Origin of the sequence: Paenibacillus sp. NAIST15-1 (genome assembly GCF_001894745.1) — a bacterium.
Taxonomy (GTDB): Bacteria; Bacillota; Bacilli; order Paenibacillales; family Paenibacillaceae; genus Paenibacillus_B; species Paenibacillus_B suaedae.
Genome location: NZ_BBYF01000014.1, coordinates 46,955 through 65,389, shown reverse-complemented (window position 1 = coordinate 65,389; position 18,435 = coordinate 46,955). Strand labels below are relative to the sequence as shown.

Annotated in this window: 17 protein-coding genes; 6 read left to right on the top strand and 11 right to left on the bottom strand. The window is 44.2% G+C overall.

Going from position 1 to position 18,435, the window contains the following annotated elements:
- The first annotated feature begins 83 nt into the window (after positions 1-83).
- The 4 genes from PBN151_RS23015 (at position 84) to PBN151_RS23000 (ending at position 2,868) form a co-directional block, all read left to right on the top strand.
- On the top strand, positions 84-1,028 hold the full coding sequence (locus PBN151_RS23015) for a ring-cleaving dioxygenase (RefSeq protein ID WP_072730857.1): 945 nt from the start codon (positions 84-86) through the stop codon (positions 1,026-1,028).
- 3 nt (positions 1,029-1,031) lie between these two features.
- Positions 1,032-1,646 (top strand): alpha/beta hydrolase, encoded by a 615-nt coding sequence (locus tag PBN151_RS23010; protein ID WP_072730856.1) that lies wholly within the window; start codon positions 1,032-1,034, stop codon positions 1,644-1,646.
- 4 nt (positions 1,647-1,650) lie between these two features.
- Positions 1,651-2,262 carry a flavin reductase family protein gene (locus PBN151_RS23005; RefSeq protein WP_072730855.1) on the top strand — a complete coding sequence of 204 codons (612 nt, stop codon included), beginning with the start codon at positions 1,651-1,653 and terminating at the stop codon, positions 2,260-2,262.
- Between the two features lie 222 nt (positions 2,263-2,484).
- On the top strand, positions 2,485-2,868 hold the full coding sequence (locus PBN151_RS23000; RefSeq protein ID WP_021253760.1) for a hypothetical protein: 384 nt from the start codon (positions 2,485-2,487) through the stop codon (positions 2,866-2,868).
- A 132-nt stretch (positions 2,869-3,000) separates the two neighbouring features.
- Here PBN151_RS23000 and PBN151_RS22995 read toward each other — a convergent pair whose 3' ends face one another.
- The 7 genes from PBN151_RS22995 to PBN151_RS22965 form a co-directional block, all read right to left on the bottom strand.
- Entirely contained in the window at positions 3,001-4,239 is a 1,239-nt protein-coding gene (locus PBN151_RS22995) for a sensor histidine kinase (RefSeq protein ID WP_083545295.1), read from the bottom strand.
- Between the two features lies 1 nt (position 4,240).
- Entirely contained in the window at positions 4,241-4,936 is a 696-nt protein-coding gene (locus tag PBN151_RS22990; protein WP_072730854.1) for a response regulator transcription factor, read from the bottom strand.
- Between the two features lie 88 nt (positions 4,937-5,024).
- Positions 5,025-7,007, bottom strand: a complete 1,983-nt coding sequence (locus PBN151_RS22985; protein ID WP_072730853.1) for an ABC transporter permease — start codon at positions 7,005-7,007, stop codon at positions 5,025-5,027.
- 17 nt (positions 7,008-7,024) lie between these two features.
- On the bottom strand, positions 7,025-7,717 hold the full coding sequence (locus PBN151_RS22980) for an ABC transporter ATP-binding protein (protein WP_072730852.1): 693 nt from the start codon (positions 7,715-7,717) through the stop codon (positions 7,025-7,027).
- 40 nt (positions 7,718-7,757) lie between these two features.
- A complete protein-coding gene (locus PBN151_RS22975) occupies positions 7,758-8,474 on the bottom strand; it encodes a lipoprotein BA_5634 family protein (protein ID WP_072730851.1) in 717 nt (238 codons plus the stop codon).
- A 239-nt stretch (positions 8,475-8,713) separates the two neighbouring features.
- Positions 8,714-9,259 carry a hypothetical protein gene (locus PBN151_RS22970; protein ID WP_072730850.1) on the bottom strand — a complete coding sequence of 182 codons (546 nt, stop codon included), beginning with the start codon at positions 9,257-9,259 and terminating at the stop codon, positions 8,714-8,716.
- Positions 9,260-9,480: 221 nt separating this feature from the next.
- On the bottom strand, positions 9,481-10,662 hold the full coding sequence (locus PBN151_RS22965; RefSeq protein ID WP_072730849.1) for a multidrug effflux MFS transporter: 1,182 nt from the start codon (positions 10,660-10,662) through the stop codon (positions 9,481-9,483).
- 503 nt (positions 10,663-11,165) lie between these two features.
- On the opposite strand from PBN151_RS22965, the gene PBN151_RS22960 reads away from it, so the two are divergent.
- Positions 11,166-12,692 carry a flavocytochrome c gene (locus tag PBN151_RS22960; RefSeq protein WP_072730848.1) on the top strand — a complete coding sequence of 509 codons (1,527 nt, stop codon included), beginning with the start codon at positions 11,166-11,168 and terminating at the stop codon, positions 12,690-12,692.
- A gap of 222 nt (positions 12,693-12,914) precedes the next feature.
- On the top strand, positions 12,915-13,592 hold the full coding sequence (locus tag PBN151_RS22955; RefSeq protein ID WP_065291740.1) for a hypothetical protein: 678 nt from the start codon (positions 12,915-12,917) through the stop codon (positions 13,590-13,592).
- A gap of 134 nt (positions 13,593-13,726) precedes the next feature.
- On the opposite strand, the gene PBN151_RS22950 is transcribed toward PBN151_RS22955, so the two are convergent.
- From PBN151_RS22950 to PBN151_RS22935, 4 genes are all read right to left on the bottom strand, one after another.
- Positions 13,727-15,442 (bottom strand): methyl-accepting chemotaxis protein, encoded by a 1,716-nt coding sequence (locus tag PBN151_RS22950; RefSeq protein WP_072730847.1) that lies wholly within the window; start codon positions 15,440-15,442, stop codon positions 13,727-13,729.
- A 334-nt stretch (positions 15,443-15,776) separates the two neighbouring features.
- Entirely contained in the window at positions 15,777-16,754 is a 978-nt protein-coding gene (glpX, locus tag PBN151_RS22945; RefSeq protein ID WP_065291738.1) for a class II fructose-bisphosphatase, read from the bottom strand.
- A gap of 41 nt (positions 16,755-16,795) precedes the next feature.
- Positions 16,796-17,599 carry a pyruvate, water dikinase regulatory protein gene (locus PBN151_RS22940; RefSeq protein ID WP_021253774.1) on the bottom strand — a complete coding sequence of 268 codons (804 nt, stop codon included), beginning with the start codon at positions 17,597-17,599 and terminating at the stop codon, positions 16,796-16,798.
- A gap of 16 nt (positions 17,600-17,615) precedes the next feature.
- Positions 17,616-18,224: a helix-turn-helix transcriptional regulator gene (locus tag PBN151_RS22935; protein WP_227774997.1), complete on the bottom strand. Its 609-nt coding sequence runs from the start codon at positions 18,222-18,224 to the stop codon at positions 17,616-17,618.
- Between the last annotated feature and the right edge of the window lie 211 nt (positions 18,225-18,435).

Here is an 18,435-nt window from a genome sequence, read left to right as displayed (position 1 = left end):
GCAGCGTTCCAATACGAAGGTCTTCTAAATTGAAAATGAGGTTATGGGAAACAATAAAAATAAATGCAAAAGGAGCAATTATCATGGAGAAACATACAACAGGTATTCACCACATCACGGCATTTGCTAGAAACGCGCAAGAAAACATCGATTTTTATGCAGGGATACTAGGTATTCGTCTTGTAAAAAAGACAGTGAATTTCGATGCTCCTGAGGTGTATCATTTTTATTTCGGGAATGAAAACGGAAGTCCCGGAACGATTATGACATTTTTCCCTTGGGAAACGGGACGGAAAGGCCGTGTCGGAGGCGGACAAGTGGGAGTGACTTCGTTCGTCGTGCCTACGGGCTCCATGCACTTCTGGGAGGCGCGGTTGCAACATTTCGGTGTGCAAACAACCCGAACAAACAGATTTGGCGAACAATACTTGCAATTCTCGGATCATGACGGGCTGCAGCTCGAAATCGTGGCACGAGAGGATGGTCCGAATAGCAAATGGTCTTTTGGAGGAATCCCGGTGGATAAGGCCATTAAAGGGTTCGGAGGTGCTATATTATATAGTACTCAACCGAAGGCAACCTCTGAATTGCTTGAGAACGTGATGGGACTCGAAAAGATAGGAGAAGAAGGAGACTGGATGCGCTTCAAAGGGAGCGCCGATCTTGGCAATGTAATCGACATTAATATCGCACCAATGGAACGCGGGTCGGGCGGATACGGTACCGTGCACCATATCGCATGGCGCGCCACAGACTTTGCGGATCATGAGGAATGGAGAGAGCATGTTGCGCAATCCGGATATCACCCAACTCCGGTCATCGATCGTCAATATTTCAATGCGATCTATTTCCGCGAGCAGGGAGAAATCTTATTCGAGATTGCTACTGATCCTCCAGGATTCACCCGTGACGAGACATTTGAGGGACTGGGTACGAATTTGAAGCTGCCTGCACAATATGAACCGCACCGTGCACAAATCGAGAAGCTCCTGCCACCTATCCAGGTACGTGAATTGGAGGGGAAATAAATCATGCAGCATATTTTCCAAAAAGGCACGGATCCTTCGAAGCCTACACTCGTCCTGCTCCACGGTACCGGCGGAACTGAGCATGATTTGCTTCCGGTAGCGCAAATCGTATCGCCGGAGTCATCAGTACTGAGCGTTAGAGGGAATGTACTTGAGCACGGCATGCCCCGCTTTTTCCGCAGATTAAGCGAAGGCGTTTTTGATGAAGAGGATCTGATCGTTAGAACCAATGAGCTGAATGAATTTCTGAATGAAGCAGCGTCCAAATATGAGCTTGATCGCAACAACTTCATTGCAGTCGGTTACTCCAATGGGGCCAATATAGCTGGAAGCCTCTTATTTCACCACCAAGGTTCCCTAAGAGGAGCAATACTGCATCACCCTATGGTTCCGCGTCGCGGGCTGAAACTGCCCGACCTGTCCGGTACGCCTGTATTTATCGGTGCAGGAACGAACGATCCGATTTGCGCACCGCAAGAGACGGAAGAACTGCAGACGCTGTTAACCCAAGCAGGTGCACATGTAACCGTACATTGGGAGCAGCAAGGCCATCAATTAACGCATTCTGAGGTTCATGCAGCCTCATCTTGGTTGCAAAGCCATATTAATCAGGGGTGAGCCCATGTTAACCATTTATCCGGAGGAGCAAACCGAGCGGGATAATTATAAACTGCTCATCGGCAGCATCCTCCCGAGACCGATTGCGTTCATCACAACATTGTCTGCTGAAGGCGTACTAAATGCTGCACCTTATAGCTATTTCAATATCGTCTCTGCCGATCCGCCCATGGTTTCTGTATCCGTCCAAAGAAAAAATGGCGTTCGCAAAGATACGTCAAGAAATATGATGGAAACAGGTTCGTTTGTTGTTCATATATCGGATGAGGATTACATCGAGGCAATCAATCTAACCGCGGCCAATCTTCCGCCTGATGAGAGCGAAGTGGACTTCGCTCAACTCACTTCCATCCCAAGCACCATAATTAAGGTTCCAGGGATTGCCGAAGCCAAAATCCGCATGGAATGTACGTTAGAGCAATCTCTTGCTCTTGGCGGAACGCCTTCGTCTCCAGCATGTGATCTCATTATCGGGAGAGTCGTGTGCTTTCACATTGCGGAAGAATTGGTTGAGGGCGGGCGTATCGATGCACAACGATTAAAGCCTGTGAGCCGACTAGCCGGTAACAACTACTCGAAGCTAGGTGAAATCTTTAGCATTGATCGACCCAATTAATTGATAGTTTTGAGTTCGCAATCCTACAAATCAATGAATCACAATATCTTTAATCATAGTAAAGGCTGCCAATCATTTTGGCAGCCTTTCTTCACGTATTGATATTTTTTCATTTCCTACAAAAAAAATCGGAATTTAGTGTTTACAAGAATCCGATGTTGAGTTATATTTAACATAACTTCCAGATATTACTTGCAAAACTATCAGAGGAGTTGAATCCGTTTGAAGAAATTGCTTATGTCATTATCAGTACTGGTCGCCCTGGCTACAGCAGCACCTGCATATGCTTCCACTGCACCTGTCGATGCTGTCAAGCCTGAGGTTCAACAAACACAGAAGTTCGTTAAGTACTTTGCACTTCGTCCCAATGAACTGAGCTCACTGGAAGGGATCTATTTGAAGAAAGGCCAACAGCTTACGGTCTATGCACAAGGGAGCTATTCGTACTTTTCGGTATATGACTCGAGCAATCATCTCGGGACATTTTTCAACAGCAATGTAGGAAGAATTTTCACTGCGACTGAAGACGGGTATCTGTATTTGCAGTTTGCGGCACCTTCCACCTATACAATCAACCACATCACGGCTACTTATTTCATTAATTGACCTTAGGTTGATATAATACCGACCACATTTCTTGCAAAAACAAGAAATGGATCTGCTAGAAATGAAGACAGCGGCAGTTATGGACATAATTAGTCCACGGCTGTCGCTGTTTTTGTGGTTAAGAAGTGAACATTAGTATTTCATGAACGTAACCATAAATTTCGTATACTCGTATCTCACACTTTCCACCTTAATCAAGGCTTGATGCGCTTCGATAATAGATTTGGCTAAGGCCAAGCCAATCCCTACCGAATCATGCTTTTTGGAGCCTTTAGCTTTGTAGAATCGTTCAAAAATATGCGGCAATTCCTCAGCAGCAATCCCTTCTCCGAAGTCTTGAATCACGAGCTCTGTATAAATCGGTGTATCTTCAATTGCAATCTTAATCTTCTCACCCGGTTCGGAGTGTTCTATCGCATTCTTCAGCAGATTCAATAATGCTTCCTGCATCCATACTTTATCGTGAACAACGACTACTTCCTCCGGGGTATGCCAATCAATCGATATATGCTGATTGATAATCATGCTCTGTAAGCGATCTAGAGCATCCTCAATGGTCTCTACTAAATTGGCCGGTTCTTTCTCAAATGAAATAGCTCTTGCATCGATTTTTGCTACCTTCAACAAATTGTGAATCAAGACATTCATTCTTGAGATTTGCACATCATTATTTCCCAACAGTTGAACTTGCTGCTGGCGCGGCAAGCCTTCATTCATCATCATCTCGTTGTAGATGGATATGGTGGAAAGCGGCGTTTTTAATTGATGAGATATATCCTGCAGCATTTGTACTAGAAATGCTCTCTCTTCACGTAAATCCTGCATGCTTTTGCGAATAATATCTTTCATCGAACGAAAGGAAACTGCCAGTTTGGCGAGATCCCCTTCTTTGTTTTCATTGATGACAACCGAGTAATCCCCCTCGATGATTTTTTTGGCTGCCGAGGTAAGCTGTCTAATTTTATGGAAGATCATCTTGTGCTGCATGTAGCTTGCCAGAAGGAGCATACAACCGAAACACACCAATCCCCAATACATAAATTGATTATGGCGATCAATATGGTTATTTAGCAGCGGAAAAAGCTGCGATTCCAGACCCTCATATAATCCATACTGCCTTAAGATCTCTCTTCCTTTTTCCTGATAAGGAATGGAATCAGTCGAATGGCCCGTTAAGACCTTCATAATTACTGCTTCATTTTCAGGGTTTTGCTCAATCAATCTTGCAGTTATTCCCCCCCAAGATGCCACTGAATCGCTTTTCATTTGATTGTAGAACAATTGTTGTGCAATCACTTGATAACCTGTAAATAGCATGAACAGAACGGCTAGTATCACTATGTAGCGTTTCAACTCGGTAATTTTCATCATCTTACTCTCTATTCACATCCTTGCTCCAACGATAGCCCAATCCTCTTTGCGTCACAATGAACTGCGGATTTTTGGGATCACCCTCAACTTTGTCTCGTAAACGTCGAATGTATACGGATAGCGTATTTTCATCAAAGAAAACCTCATCTCCTTCTGTTATGTTTGACAGGAGTTCATCTCTCTTCAATGCTTTGTGCGCGTTCATCATGAACGTTAGCAGGAGCTTATATTCTAAATTCGTTACTGGTAGGCTGTCATGATTTTTGTACACCTTGACGAGGTTCATATCGATTTTGATATTTTCTGACGTTAAGATCGTTGAAGAAGCCCCAAGACGCGCTTGCTTGCGCAATTGCACTTTCACTCTGGACATCAGTTCCTTCACGCGAAAGGGCTTCGTAATGTAATCATCCCCTCCAATATCCAGTCCCATGACCACATTCGCTTCTTCATCAAGGGCGGTTAAGAAAATTACCGATGTATCACTGTGTTTTTTGAAATGCATACATAAATCATATCCATTTCCATCTGGTAGGCCGATATCTAGAATAATTAAATCAAAAGGTTGACGATCAAACTCTTGCTTCGCTTCTTTGACACTAGAGGCTTTGACTACCTCATACCCCTCATTTTTTAATGAAAATTCGATGGCTAGTCCAAGAGCTTCGTCATCTTCAACAAGCAGTATTGTACTCAACGTATGGCCCTCCTTCTCCTCTTTCTATTTCTGCCATAGGCCAACAAATCAGAATAGCCTGACTATACACATAGCCAGGCCCTTCGTATTATTCTTCCCTGATCACATCAATAATATTATCCTTTTGGATTTTTCGCAGCGGAATCAGAACCGATACATAACTGATGAACAAAGCGGCAGCAAATGTAAGGAGACAAGCCGCATAAGGGATCGTCCATTCAAGCTTCTTGATACCGGAGACAGCCACATATAATATATAAGAAAGTATACAACCGAAGAAGATCCCTTGTAAACTTCCGGACACGCCATATATGAGCGCTTCATAGATAATCATTTTTTTCAGATCTTTTTGCGACATGCCTATGGATTTTAATGCAGCCAGTTCTTTGCGCCTGATGATAATGCTGATTGTAATCGTATTGATGATATTCACACTGCCGATCAGAGAAATAACCGCAATAAAACCATATACGAGCACTTTAATCACAAGCTCTGATTCTTTCCTTGTTTTATTCTCGTCCAGCTGATTAACGATTGTAATCGAGTGATTGGTTCCAACGCTCTGCTGGATGTCCGCAACAGTCGCGCTAGATTGATCCACATCCTTCAAGTTGATTCGAAAACTAGCGTCCTGTTGGCTAACTTCAGATACATTACTAAGCAACTTCAACTGCTCCATAACTTGTTGTCTTGCTGATGTCTTACCATGTATATCATCTTGCAGATAGATGGTTAGATCCGATTTCGTGGACTCATTGTTCACGTATTTGGTTGCAAATGCAATATCCATAATCGACGAAAACGTAATAAACAATACACTGCTAATAATGATGGATAAGATGGTAATGGTATATCGATTTTTATTTCTCTTCACATTTTTTAGGGCCAGGCTCAATGGAAAAGACACTGGCTTTTTCAGCACCGTATTTTTTTGTTTCTTGATCGATTCTTTCCTTATGGATAACCTGCTGCTGATTGCCAGCAAGGGAGATATTCTGCCTGCAAAAAAAGCAGGATAATAGCTGGACGCCAGCACCGCTGTCAGGGGAATGAGCGAACTGATCAATATGATCGACCAATCGATATGAAAGAACGAGACGCTTGCACCCGTTTCTAATAACAGGTAGAAAATGAACTGTAGAGCTGCAAGTGCCAGGATGCTGCATACAATCCCAATCGGAATGGCGATAACAGCCAGCACAGCTGCTTCCCTCATGACGATGTGTCGAATCTGCTTGCGCGTCGCGCCGATGCTTCGGAGCAATCCGAACTGTTTCATCCGCTCAACGACACTAATTTGAAAAGCGTTATAGATGACGACAGCTGTCGCGACCACAACGATACTGATGACGATGACGAGCACAGCCAAAATTGAGCGATCCGACTGTGGCTTCAACACTCTGATCAATTCTTCATTGATAACCACATACTCATTGTCAGTGAATGATTTGATCTCGTCCAAAACTTCATTAAAGTTCGCGTTATGGTTGATTGTGATTAATATTTGGCCTTCTCCGATGGCAAAATCATGCTTATAGGTTAATAAGCGGCCAACTTTACTTTTCTGTGTAAACTCGCGATTGTCGAGCAACCCAACAAGTTTATAGGTTTCTCCATCCAATTGAAATGAATCACCGAGCTTAAGATTTTTATTAATATAAGGAAGCGTCCATGAATCTACAGCCGCCTCATGCTCATTTGCAGGTAATTGGCCATCCAGAAGGCTATAGGGTAAAAACTCCATTGCACGTTGATCGGCGAAATTCATTTGTACCGAAACGTCTCCAACTGGGATGGTTTTGCCCTGAGACATCAATCCATACGATTCGATTTGGGGATTATATCTGATCTTATTCAGTATCGCTTCATCGTAATTGGATATGCCGACATGAAACGAAAACCCATTTAGCTTTTTGATGTTTTCAATTTGGGAGAGCTGTGATCCCTTCATAAACAGACCGATCGTGGAAATTAACGCTACTGAGAGTACGATTCCGACCAAGGTCAAGATGGTTCGCTTGATATTCCCTTTTAAATACCGGCTGCTAAGTTGTTTGTAACTGCTGATCAACTTCATCCTCCCCCAGTCTATGCCTTATTCGCAGCTAGCTGTTGATCTGAAATAATACTGCCGTCTTCGATCGTAATGACCCGGTCGGAAGCCGAAGCAATCGATAAATCATGCGTAATCAACACAATGGTTTGATTGTATTTCTTCGCTGTCAAACGTAATAAATCCATGACTTCCTTTGTATTTTTCGTATCTAGGTTGCCTGTGGGCTCATCGGCCAGAATCAAATGTGGACGATTGATAAGCGCCCTGCCGATGGAGACCCGTTGCTGCTGGCCGCCAGATAGTTCGGATGGCAGATGAGTCTTCCGTTCCTGAAGCCCTAAGGTTTCAATAATTTCATCGAGATACGTCGTATCTACCTGTTCATTATCTAATATCATAGGCAACGCGATATTTTCCTGGACATTCAATACCGGAATCAAGTTAAAGAATTGAAAAATAAACCCGACCTTCCTTCTTCTGAATATCGAAAGCTCATCGTCCGAATAACCGTAAATACTATTTTCCCCGATGAATACTTGTCCTGAGGTCGGCCGATCCAATCCTCCTAATATATGCAGCAGTGTGCTTTTCCCCGAGCCGGACACACCTACGATGGAGACAAATTCTCCTTGCTGAATCGAAAGGTTAATCCCTTTTAACGCGTCTACCCTGCTATTGCCTTCGCCATAGCTCTTCACTACATTTTCCATGCGTACAACTTCCATACTGTCACCCACTTATCATGTAAAGTTCAAACTCTTACACTTAATTTTGAACATCTACAAAGTTTACTTTGTCTTCGCTATCAGGATACACACTTCTGACTTCATCCAAAATCTTGTTCACCTTCTCTTTATTTTTATAATCGTAGCTGTATCTTTGGAAATGAATTAATGAGAGCGTTGACTCTGCTTCCTTTAATTTGTTGTAAGTTTGGTCGTCAACAATAACAAGATCCATAGTTGGCATATACCCGATCCACGCCTGATGTTTCACATACTGTACGGGCACCATCTGACCATTCAAATCAATTTGACCATTCTTCGTTTCGTCAAATAAAGAGAATAACAGATTTTGACCATCCGATAATTCTTTGATGGAGGTAACTGGATCTGAAAGAATAGACACACTGTCAGGTTCTTTTCTGGCTCTAATAATCCCCTTCTTCATGAATTGCTCAGCTGTAGAACGAGTAATAACCGAATACTTCTCAACTCGAGTATCAAATTCCATACCCAATTCCTTCTGATCCTCCTCTGACAATTTCTTGGATATTGTTGTTGTTACCAGCTTCAGTTTGTAATCGATCATTTCTTTGCTTATATCTTTGTACTTCTCTTTGACTTTGCTCACATCTTGATTCGTTCCAATCACTACAATTCCATCGGCCGGTTGCGATGGTCCTTCTATATATCGTTTTACCCCAAATCCTATTCCTGCAAAAATAGCGATAACCAACACGAAACCAATTATTTTTTTCATCATGTCTGCTCCTTTTATCAAATTCATCTGATGTCTGGATTATAGATGACTTTGCTTCTCAAGTTAATGACTCTTGTCTAACCATTTTCATCATCTTCCTTACTTTTTAGTAAGAATCGAAATGAACACGTGACTTTTCCAGATAAAAATAGCGACAGTCATGGACCAAAATCGCCAGACTGCCGCTGTTTTATGTGTTTACGGACTTCTCTATTGAATACCACGCACATCAAATCGAACTATTCACTCGGCATAAAGCCAGATCCAAAAGCTTTCCTCATCTTCTGTTGAACAAGAAGCGCATCTTCATAAGAATCAGCCGTGACAATAAAGTCCACATTCTCCTTCATCTCTTTGAAACACTCTATGTTTATATCCTGAAAATCATCATCAAACCAAATCATGCCTGCCCAGATAGCTCCTTCCGCTTTATACTTTTTTAGGTCTGGGCTATGATAAAGCAAACTTCCTGAATTAATCCCTTTTATTTTTTCAAATATATACGTATCTAATGATATATACTTGTTCGAAATATCGATGCCGTCAATTCGAATGGAACCTACGAATTTATGTTGTCGTAGAAAAGGCCGAACGAATGTCCCGGATATGTAAATCGAGGTTTTCTTAAAAGATGAAGGGTCTTTCTCATTATAAGTTATAGCAGATCGAACCACATCGATCTTCTTAGGAAATTGGTAGACTTCTAAGAATATGAACGTTGGGATTCCAAATACAATTAGCACTGATAACAAGATGATTAAGGTAGTTTTGAATGTATCATTCAAATGTGGTTCAACTCCTATATGAAGTAATATAGATGAAATAAATACATATTTAACTATTCCGCTCAGAAATCGGAATCCCTTCAACCTCACTGTTTGATTAAGATCTATATGCTAATCATTTGGTCATATGAAAAAAAGCAAAAGAAGCCGATTTTCTATTTCAGAAAATCGGCTTCTGTCTCTATGCAGTAGCACTTCTAGTTGCTATGCGTTTACATTGCTTACTCACTCGAAATTCGTCTGCTCACGATAACCATAATAGCTGCCAGCACGAAGAAGTACATAGGCATCGTCACTAATGAGTCATTATGCAAATAGCTCATTCCGCTCGTAATCAGACTCACGATGAGATAATACCCTAATCCAAAAATAGCTCCTGCTGTCCCCAATACATCGCTGTAGCGCACTAGCGCTAAGCTTAGGCAGTTCGGAATGGCCATACCAATCCCAAGCAGAAGGATGAAGACGCAGGCGACAAATACACCCATGCACAACAGCGACGAGCTTAATCCACTAAGCGTAAAGCCGACCAACGCTCCAGCACCGAGTGCAGTTACGAGGCAACCGATCAGAATGATCTGCTCTGGCTTGTAAGTGGACAATAGTCTTTTCGACAGCATGGCTCCTATTATTGAAGACAACGCTACAAAAATACCAAAGAAGCCATAGATGCCAGGCGTCATCTCAAAGTATTCAATAAAAACGAAAGGCGCTTCTGCATAGTAACTGAACAGAATGCCATTCGTTGCGCCGATTAGAAAGCCAAATGCCCATACTCTGCCGTCTGCAATGAGGCGCTTGGCGACAGCTATTGTACTCACATTCGAGGTCGTCGTGGCAACTCTCGTCTCAGCTAAAGAAGCGAACGTGTACGCGAATATTGCCACACTCATCACGATAAGGGTTAGAAATACAGCCCTAAAGCCTAGCGACTGGTCAACCCAGCCCCCAATCAGAGGCCCAAGAGCCGGTGTAAAGGCAAGAGCTGCTGAGATTTGAGCAAATACAGCATGACGCTTCGAACCGTCGATGCTTTCTCGCAATATCGTTTGCGTCACAACCGACCCTGTACTTGCACCGAATGCCTGAATGAACCGACTTACCAATAGCCATTCCACGGAACCTGACAGGTAACAGCCTAGGCTACCGATTCCATATACGAAAATGCCCCACAGCATAGCAGGACGTCTGCCAATTGCATCCGATAACCTTCCCCAGCACAACACGCCAAATGCAAAACCAAGAAAATAAATGCTGAGCGTAAGCTGGATCATGTTGTTGCTTGCCTGCAATTGACTAGCAATGTCCGGCAAGGAAGGCGTGTATATCGTTTCACTGATTTGTGGAAATCCCACAAGAATAATAAACAAAAGCAATGATGGAGTTGAGATTTTTTGTGCCAAGTTGCATTCCCCCTATAATTTCGGAAATCTCAATTACATCATCGAAATGTCAGGGTATCGGGGGTTTGCATTTGATTAATCTTGCAAATGAGAGTGCCATAATAAGTGATCACCTTACAATGTTATAGGGGGGAATTCATAATATAACCCCCATTATAGCAAAACTTCTTAGCAAGAACCACCTATATCTACCCGTTCTAACTCCAATATGCTAGGCACCATTTAACTACGTTTCGATTTACCAATATTTACACAGGACAAATATGATAAAAATCACTCTATAATGTGAAATATGTCACAATCATTGTATTAATAATTGATTAAAATTGAAATGAGCATCAAACACATACCCTGTCAGTACGGAACAACACCAGAGATAACCGTAAAACAACGGAGATATTGAGTACATAGCTCACCCAACATCTGGTTTGCTTCGTCTGATTTCATTCGGGGGTATTGAAATTATGTTCATTTATAAAGAGATAGAAAGTGGAGGTTTTCACATGAGAAAGAAAGCAACAGCAACCATGATTCTCCTTCTGTCGCTCATGCTTATCATCGCAGGATGCGGCAGTAACGGGAACCAAACGCAGGGTCAAGACAATGCAGCAAAAACGGAGAAACCAGAAACAGAAGCTGTGTCCGGCGCTTCTAAAGCGAGCTATACCCCTATCGATCAATTGAAAGACAAATATGACATCATCATCATCGGTGCTGGCGGAGCGGGAATGACGGCTGCTCTTGAGGCCAAAGCCAAAGGCATGAATCCGGTTATTTTCGAAAAAATGCCGGCAGCTGGCGGAAATACGATGAAATCCTCTTCGGGTATGAATGCATCTCAGACCAAGTTCCAAAAAGAGCAAGGCATTGAAGACAATAACGACCTCTTCTTCGAACAAACATTAAAAGGCGGTCACGGTACGAACGACAAAGAAATGCTTCGTTACTTCGTAGACAATTCCGCAAGCGCAATCGACTGGTTGGATTCCATTGGCATTCGCTTGAACAACCTTACGATTACTGGCGGTATGAAGGAAAAACGTACACACCGTCCTGAAGACGGATCTGCTGTTGGACAATATCTCGTCAGCGGCTTGGTCAAGAATGTACAGTCCAAAGGAATTCCGGTTTTCGTAAATGCGAAAGTTACTGATATTACAGAAAAAGACGGAAAAGTGAACGGCGTTAAAGTCCTCTTCGAAGAGAAGGATGAGAAGAACATTGCCGCAAACGCAGTTGTTGTCACAACAGGCGGTTATGGTGCTAACATGGACATGATCTCCTCTGTTCGCCCTGATTTGAAAGGTCTCGTAACAACGAACCAAATCGGCAGCACTGGTGACGGCATTACGATGATTGAGAAGCTCGGCGGCGTAACTGTAGATATGGATCAAATTCAGGTTCACCCTACTGTACAGCAAGAGAAGTCCTATCTTATCGGGGAAGCAGTTCGCGGTGAAGGTGCAATCTTGGTTGATAAAGACGGCAAACGATTCACGAACGAGCTGGATACTCGCGATAACGTAACGGCAGCAATTAATAAACTGTCTGACAAAGCAGCTTACCTTGTATTTGATTCTGGCGTGAAATCCCGTGCAAAAGCTATTCAACAATACGACAAAATGGGATTTGTCATCCAAGGCGAAACGGTTGAAGATTTGGCCAAAGTAATGGGCGTTCCGGGCGACCAGCTCAAAGCTACACTTGATACATGGAACGGCGCGGTGAAAGACAAAAAAGATGCTGAATTCGGCAGAACAACAGGCATGGACAACGAATTGTCCGCTGGACCATTCTATGCAATCAAAATTGCTCCTGGTATCCACTACACAATGGGCGGCGTAAAAGTCAACACAAACACCGAAGTTGTAACCAAGGATGGCAAGGCTATAACAGGTCTCTACGCAGCAGGTGAAGTCATCGGCGGCCTGCACGGCGAGAACCGTATCGGCGGGAACTCCGTTGCAGATATCATTATCTTCGGTCGTCAAGCAGGTATTAAATCTGCTGAATTTGTAAAAGCACAATAAAGCTAGTATATCTCCCCCCTCAAACGCTTGGGCTCTTCGTAGTCCAAGCGTTTTATTTATCTGTACACACTCTCCTTCCAATGATCACCCCCTCTTGACGCTGGGAAAGTGACAGTTTGCTCGAATAATAAGCAATTAGAACTATTGATTGTAGACCTTTGTTCCTCTACTATCTAGCTATGATTTCCTTTCATTTGTGTGAATAAAAAGGAGTGGGATGAATTGAGAAAAGCACTAGTCGCTTCTCTAACTAGCGCTGCATTACTAGTCGGCCTAGGCACTGGCGTGTATGCAGGCACCAACCTGAAGAAGATTGAGGCTTACTTGGACAGCACTGCTAAGGTGAAGGTGAATGGAAAGGCAGTTCAGTTCAATGATGACAAGGGATTGGCACTGCAACCGATTAGGTATAACGGCAACGTATATGTACCGGTTAAAGGCATTGGCAGCGCATTGAATGTTGCTGTTGCCATCGACTCGAAAACAAATGAAATCATTGTGGGCGAAAAAGTAAACGGCACTCCTCTAAATGCAGAAATTTTTTCGAACTCTTACTACTCCAAAGACCCTGCACAAACGACCTACAGTGGCAAAAATTATAAGGAAGTCATCTATGATCATTCTGATAGTTCGCAAGCGCCATCCATCATCGTCACTCCTAACAAAAAATATCAGAAGATCGTCATCAAGCTTGCTGCAATCGATCAAGAGTTAACGAATATCGAGATTTCCGATCTCGACAAAAATGCACTGCTAAAGAAAGTAGATTCGATTCTTCCTGAAGATGGACTCAAAGAAATTGAAGCCAATATTGGCGGTGTAAAAAATGTTGTTATCAGCTTCCAAGTCAAAGGCGGCGGTGGATACTTTATTCCACTCATCGACTCCTATTATAAATAATCGTATACATAAAGGATGTGCTGCGGCACATCCTTTTTCTGTACATAATGTTTTCTGCTCCGTTTACAAAATAAATAACCGGCCGCTATTTTCTAGCAACCGGTAATACAATGAAATCCCTATTCTACATGCGTTTATAGCTTAAATCGATTCACCATCTCCTGCAGTTCTTCCGCCATTTGCTTCAACTGCCCGATCGAAGCAGAAATGGTCTCTACAGAGGCAAGCTGCTCCTCAGATGCAGCCGCCACCGATTGTACGGTGGAAGACGTATCTGCTGCAATCTTCGCCATTTCGTCAACTGAAGCAGTAATCTCCTCAGTACCTGCTGACATCTGTTCTGTCGCAGCTGATGTCTCCTGTACTTGCCCTGTCACTTGCTGCACCAGCGCCATGATATGCTCGAACATCTGCCCTGCCTGCGCAACAACCTTCATACCTGACGCAACATCCTGACGTACATAAGCCATTGCATTTACCGTTTCCTGCGTGCTGTTTTGCATTTCCACAATAAGCTCGGCTATTTGCTTGGCAGATTCACTAGACTGTTCAGCCAGCTTGCGTACCTCTCCGGCAACGACTGAGAACCCTCTGCCGCTCTCCCCGGCTCTTGCTGCTTCAATCGACGCATTGAGCGCAAGAAGATTCGTCTGCCCTGCAATATTCGTAATAACATCAATAATGTTCTCGATTTGCTGAGAATGATCATGCAGCTGTTCAACAGCAGATTCCGTTGTTTGTACGGATTGGTTAATTGACTTCATCTGCTCCATCGCATCGACGATCGTTGCATTGCCCTGCTCAGCTTGTATGGCCGAATGATTGGCCAATTCTGCAACGCTCGATGTATTTTCGACAATCGATTGAATACCGCGTGCAAATTCTTCAAGCGCAATTGCATTTTCCTCCGATGCTGTCTGCTGCAGCTGCGCACCCGATGCGACCTGTTCCATTGAAGCAGCAATATGCTCTGTCGCTTGCGCCGTTTCATTCGCATTGTCAGAGACTAAGCGTGAATTGTGAAGCAGTTGCACCGAACGCTCATGCACCGTGCTCATAATCGAGGACAAACCGTCTATCATCTTGTTGAAGTCCTTCATCAGCACCCCGATCTCATCCTTCGAATCATAGGAGCCGCGAACCGTGAGATCTCCTTGTTCTGCTTGTTTCATCAAGGTTTGCATTTGTCGAAGCGGCTTCACAATCAGATTGGCGATTACATATCCAACCAGCACGCATACAAGCAGTGAAATCATTCCGATGATTACGTTCGTCGTGGTGGAAGCTTTCGTTAGCTCCGTTGATTTCTTCGCTTGCTGCTCCGCCAAATTTTCATTCCACTTTACAAGCTCGGTCAACACTTCTTGTACCTTGCTGCGAGACTCGCGTACATTGCTTACGTAATAGTCATATGCCTCTTCGTTCTTATTCGCGATTGCCAACTCTATAGCACGAATATTACTATCGCGATATGGCTTTAGCGCCTTCTCATACGCAGCTACGAATGTTTTTTCCTCATCCGTTTGCAAGACTTCCTTATATTTCTTCATGAGTGTATCACTTTCACCACGGAAACGAGCAATAGATGCTTTGAGCTCACTATTCCGCCGATCATCACTGCTTGCCATTAATTCGAAAATGGCGGAGTCAATGGAACGGTTATTCACCATAATCTGCTTCACCCACATGATCGACATCAGATTATGCTTGAAAATGGTGTCGTTCTTATGATTGATCTCATTCATGGCGCGATACGAAGTCAGCGTACTTAATGCCAGCAGCAAAATGCCTACACCAACCAGTATAAAAATTTTAATTGAAATACGCAGATCCCTAAATCTAAACTTCATGCTTTCTCTCCCCTCTATTTAACTTTATCATTATCGACAAAATCAGACATAATTTTTATAGATGCTATGACTTTTTATCTGTTTTTCTGAAAATTTACTGCAAATACATCATATTCAAGGTACTCTGATCGTCAAATAAACACAACAAAAAACCCATCATTGAATGTACGCTGCCAGCCGCTGCAATCCAGCTCACGCACGTATATTCATGATGGGTCTCGTCTACAAAAAGAGAAGTACATTTGAATTTGTGATCGTAGAGGATCATGTTCCCTTGCTGCATCTTCATTCAGGTGAAGGACGGTCTTTTCATTTGAAATGAAGTCGTCGTCTTCTATCCATGCATCCCTGCCGCATACTTAAGCTTGATCGACATATTGTGCACACACCGCAAGTACCGTATGGTTCCTGTGTTCGCACGCATGATGACCGAGTGCGTCTCCACACGCTGACCAGGTAAGTTACGAACCCCATTCAGCAAGTCGCTATTCGTGATGCCTGTCGCTGCAAATATGATATCGCCTGTACCTACAAGCTGTTCCATTCGAAGCAATGAATCAGGCTGTTGAATCCCCATCCGCTTGCAGCGCTCTAGCTGTTCTCGACTCTGCACCATGAGCCGACCCTGCATTTCTCCTCCAAGACAGCGGAGAGCTGCTGCAGCCAGCACGCCTTCCGGTGCTCCGCCAGAACCGACGTACAGATCAACGCCACTCTCGATAATTGCCGGTACAATCGCACCGGATACATCCCCATGATCAAGCAACTTAATCCGAACTCCACTGCTGCGTAGGGCTTCAATAAGTTCACGATGGCGATCTCGTTGAAGAATCATGACCGTGAGATCTTCTACAGACTTGCCCAGCCTTGCTGCGGACTTCTCCAGTGTTACCTCAATCGGATCATCTAAATTGACGTGGCCTGCGAGCAGCGGGCCTACAGCTAGCTTCTGCATATACATATCTGGAGCGTGCAGAAGATTGCCCCTCTCTGCAATAGCGATGACTGACATTCCGTTATTTAATCCATTCGCAACAACTTCTGTTCCTTCTAGCGGATCCACTGCGACATCAACATCCGGCCCGAAGCGGCTCCCAACCTTCTCTCCAATATAGAGCATTGGTGCCTCATCCATTTCACCTTCACCGATTACAACCGTCCCATTAATCGGAACGGAATCGAACATTTCCCGAATAGCAGAGGTAGCGGCATAATCCGCGCCATGCTTGTCACCCCGGCCGATCCAGGAGGCTGACGCCAGAGCGCCTGCCTCTGTAACACGTGCGATTTCCAGAGCTAGCTGACGATCCATCTCCACTTCTCTCCCTTTTATCTACGACAAGTTGATTTCACTCACGTAATCAAATCCATGACAATGCCTGCAGTTTCCTCAATTGCTTTATCCGTCACATCGATGACAGGGCAACCTAATCGGTCGAACAATGAACGGGCATATTCCAATTCCTCGACGATGCGATCGAGCGAAGCATATCTAGCTAAGACAGGAAGCCCCATCGTCTTCAGCCGCTCAGAACGGATCTTCAATAGATGCTCAGCGTTCATCGTCAAACCGATTATTTTACTTGGGGAGATGCTGTACAAGTGCTCCGGCGGCTGAATTTCAGGCACTACCGGGTAATTGACAACCTTCTTCCCCTTATGAGCCAAGAAGACGCTCAATGGTGTTTTGGAGGTGCGAGAGACCCCTAACAGCACAATATCCGCCTTCAGGATCGCATGCAGATCCTTGCCATCATCACACTTGACAGCGAACTCCACGGCTTCAACGCGCTGAAAATAATCGGCATCCAAACGATGCAGCAATCCTGGCATTCGCTTCGGCTGATCCGCAAACGTATCGACGAAAGCTTGAATCATCGGCCCCATAACATCCACAGCTCGAACATTTAGACGGATTGCATGCTCTTTAATGGCTTCCCGCAATTCAGGCTGAACGAGCGTATACGCGACAAATCCTCCGGATTCGGCAGCCTCCTCCATCAACATGCGGAGCTCTTCCTCATTGCGCACATTCATATAGCGCTTAATCCTGATTTGCGGCGCTTCGAATTGGCGTATTGTCGCCTTCACTACAGCCTCTGCCGTCTCCCCGACGGAATCTGAACACACGGTTATCGTATATGACGCGTTCCCCATACGCTTCGTCCCCCTGCTAATCCTGGTCTACTTTGTCGAGCATCAGCTTGATGATCGTCGTCTTCGTTATTCGTCCTACGACATTCCCTTCCAGATCAGAACGATTCTCTGGGTAAGATACGACCGGAAGGCTGTCTACTTGGTGATGTATCATTTTACGCGCAGCTTCCAATACAGATTCCTCTGGCGTAATCGTTACAATATTCGGTTGTCTGGTCATCACCATGCTGACAGGCATCGAGGACGCATTCGGATTGCCTAATGTAACCTTAAGCAAATCCTTGCGCGAAATGACACCTGCAAGCTTGCCGCCTTCATCGGTTACAATGAGACTGCCGATATTCTCTAGGAATAAGGTGACAACCGCATCCTGTACTGTCGTCTTCACATCAACCACAACTGGCATGCCCTGAACCTGTCCGACCTTCATGTTGCGCAGGACGTAGGAATCCGACTCCTTCTTCTCCGCCTTCTCCCCGAGAAAATAGCCTACCTTGGGCTTTGCCGCAATATAATCGAGCATGACCAGCAAGGATAAATCCGCACGAATCGTAGGTCTACTGACCGTCAACATCTCCGCGATTTGTTCTCCCGTAATGGGGGCATGCTTCTTGACGATTTTAATAATTTCTAACTGTCTCGTTGTTAGTTCGATAGCGCATCCCTCCGTTTCATGCTATAAAGGTCGCCTTGAATCACGATCCCTGCCCATACGTGAAATACGTAGGATTCTGTTCATCATCTGACAAGATTATAGCATTCTGGGCGGACAGTGCGTAACTCCTGATTGCAGAAGATCACGCACTCCGCCCCGTAAGTCATGCGCAGGGTTATAA

What these genes read in the sequence shown, in the direction of transcription:
- PBN151_RS23015 (WP_072730857.1), top strand. Translation starts at nt 84, where the DNA reads ATGGAGAAACATACAACAGGTATTCACCACATCACGGCATTTGCTAGA.
- PBN151_RS23010 (WP_072730856.1), top strand. Translation starts at nt 1,032, where the DNA reads ATGCAGCATATTTTCCAAAAAGGCACGGATCCTTCGAAGCCTACACTC.
- PBN151_RS23005 (WP_072730855.1), top strand. Translation starts at nt 1,651, where the DNA reads ATGTTAACCATTTATCCGGAGGAGCAAACCGAGCGGGATAATTATAAA.
- PBN151_RS22995 (WP_083545295.1), bottom strand. Translation starts at nt 4,239, where the DNA reads ATGATGAAAATTACCGAGTTGAAACGCTACATAGTGATACTAGCCGTT.
- PBN151_RS22980 (WP_072730852.1), bottom strand. Translation starts at nt 7,717, where the DNA reads ATGGAAGTTGTACGCATGGAAAATGTAGTGAAGAGCTATGGCGAAGGC.
- PBN151_RS22975 (WP_072730851.1), bottom strand. Translation starts at nt 8,474, where the DNA reads ATGAAAAAAATAATTGGTTTCGTGTTGGTTATCGCTATTTTTGCAGGA.
- PBN151_RS22960 (WP_072730848.1), top strand. Translation starts at nt 11,166, where the DNA reads ATGAGAAAGAAAGCAACAGCAACCATGATTCTCCTTCTGTCGCTCATG.
- PBN151_RS22950 (WP_072730847.1), bottom strand. Translation starts at nt 15,442, where the DNA reads ATGAAGTTTAGATTTAGGGATCTGCGTATTTCAATTAAAATTTTTATA.
- glpX (WP_065291738.1), bottom strand. Translation starts at nt 16,754, where the DNA reads ATGGATCGTCAGCTAGCTCTGGAAATCGCACGTGTTACAGAGGCAGGC.
- PBN151_RS22940 (WP_021253774.1), bottom strand. Translation starts at nt 17,599, where the DNA reads ATGGGGAACGCGTCATATACGATAACCGTGTGTTCAGATTCCGTCGGG.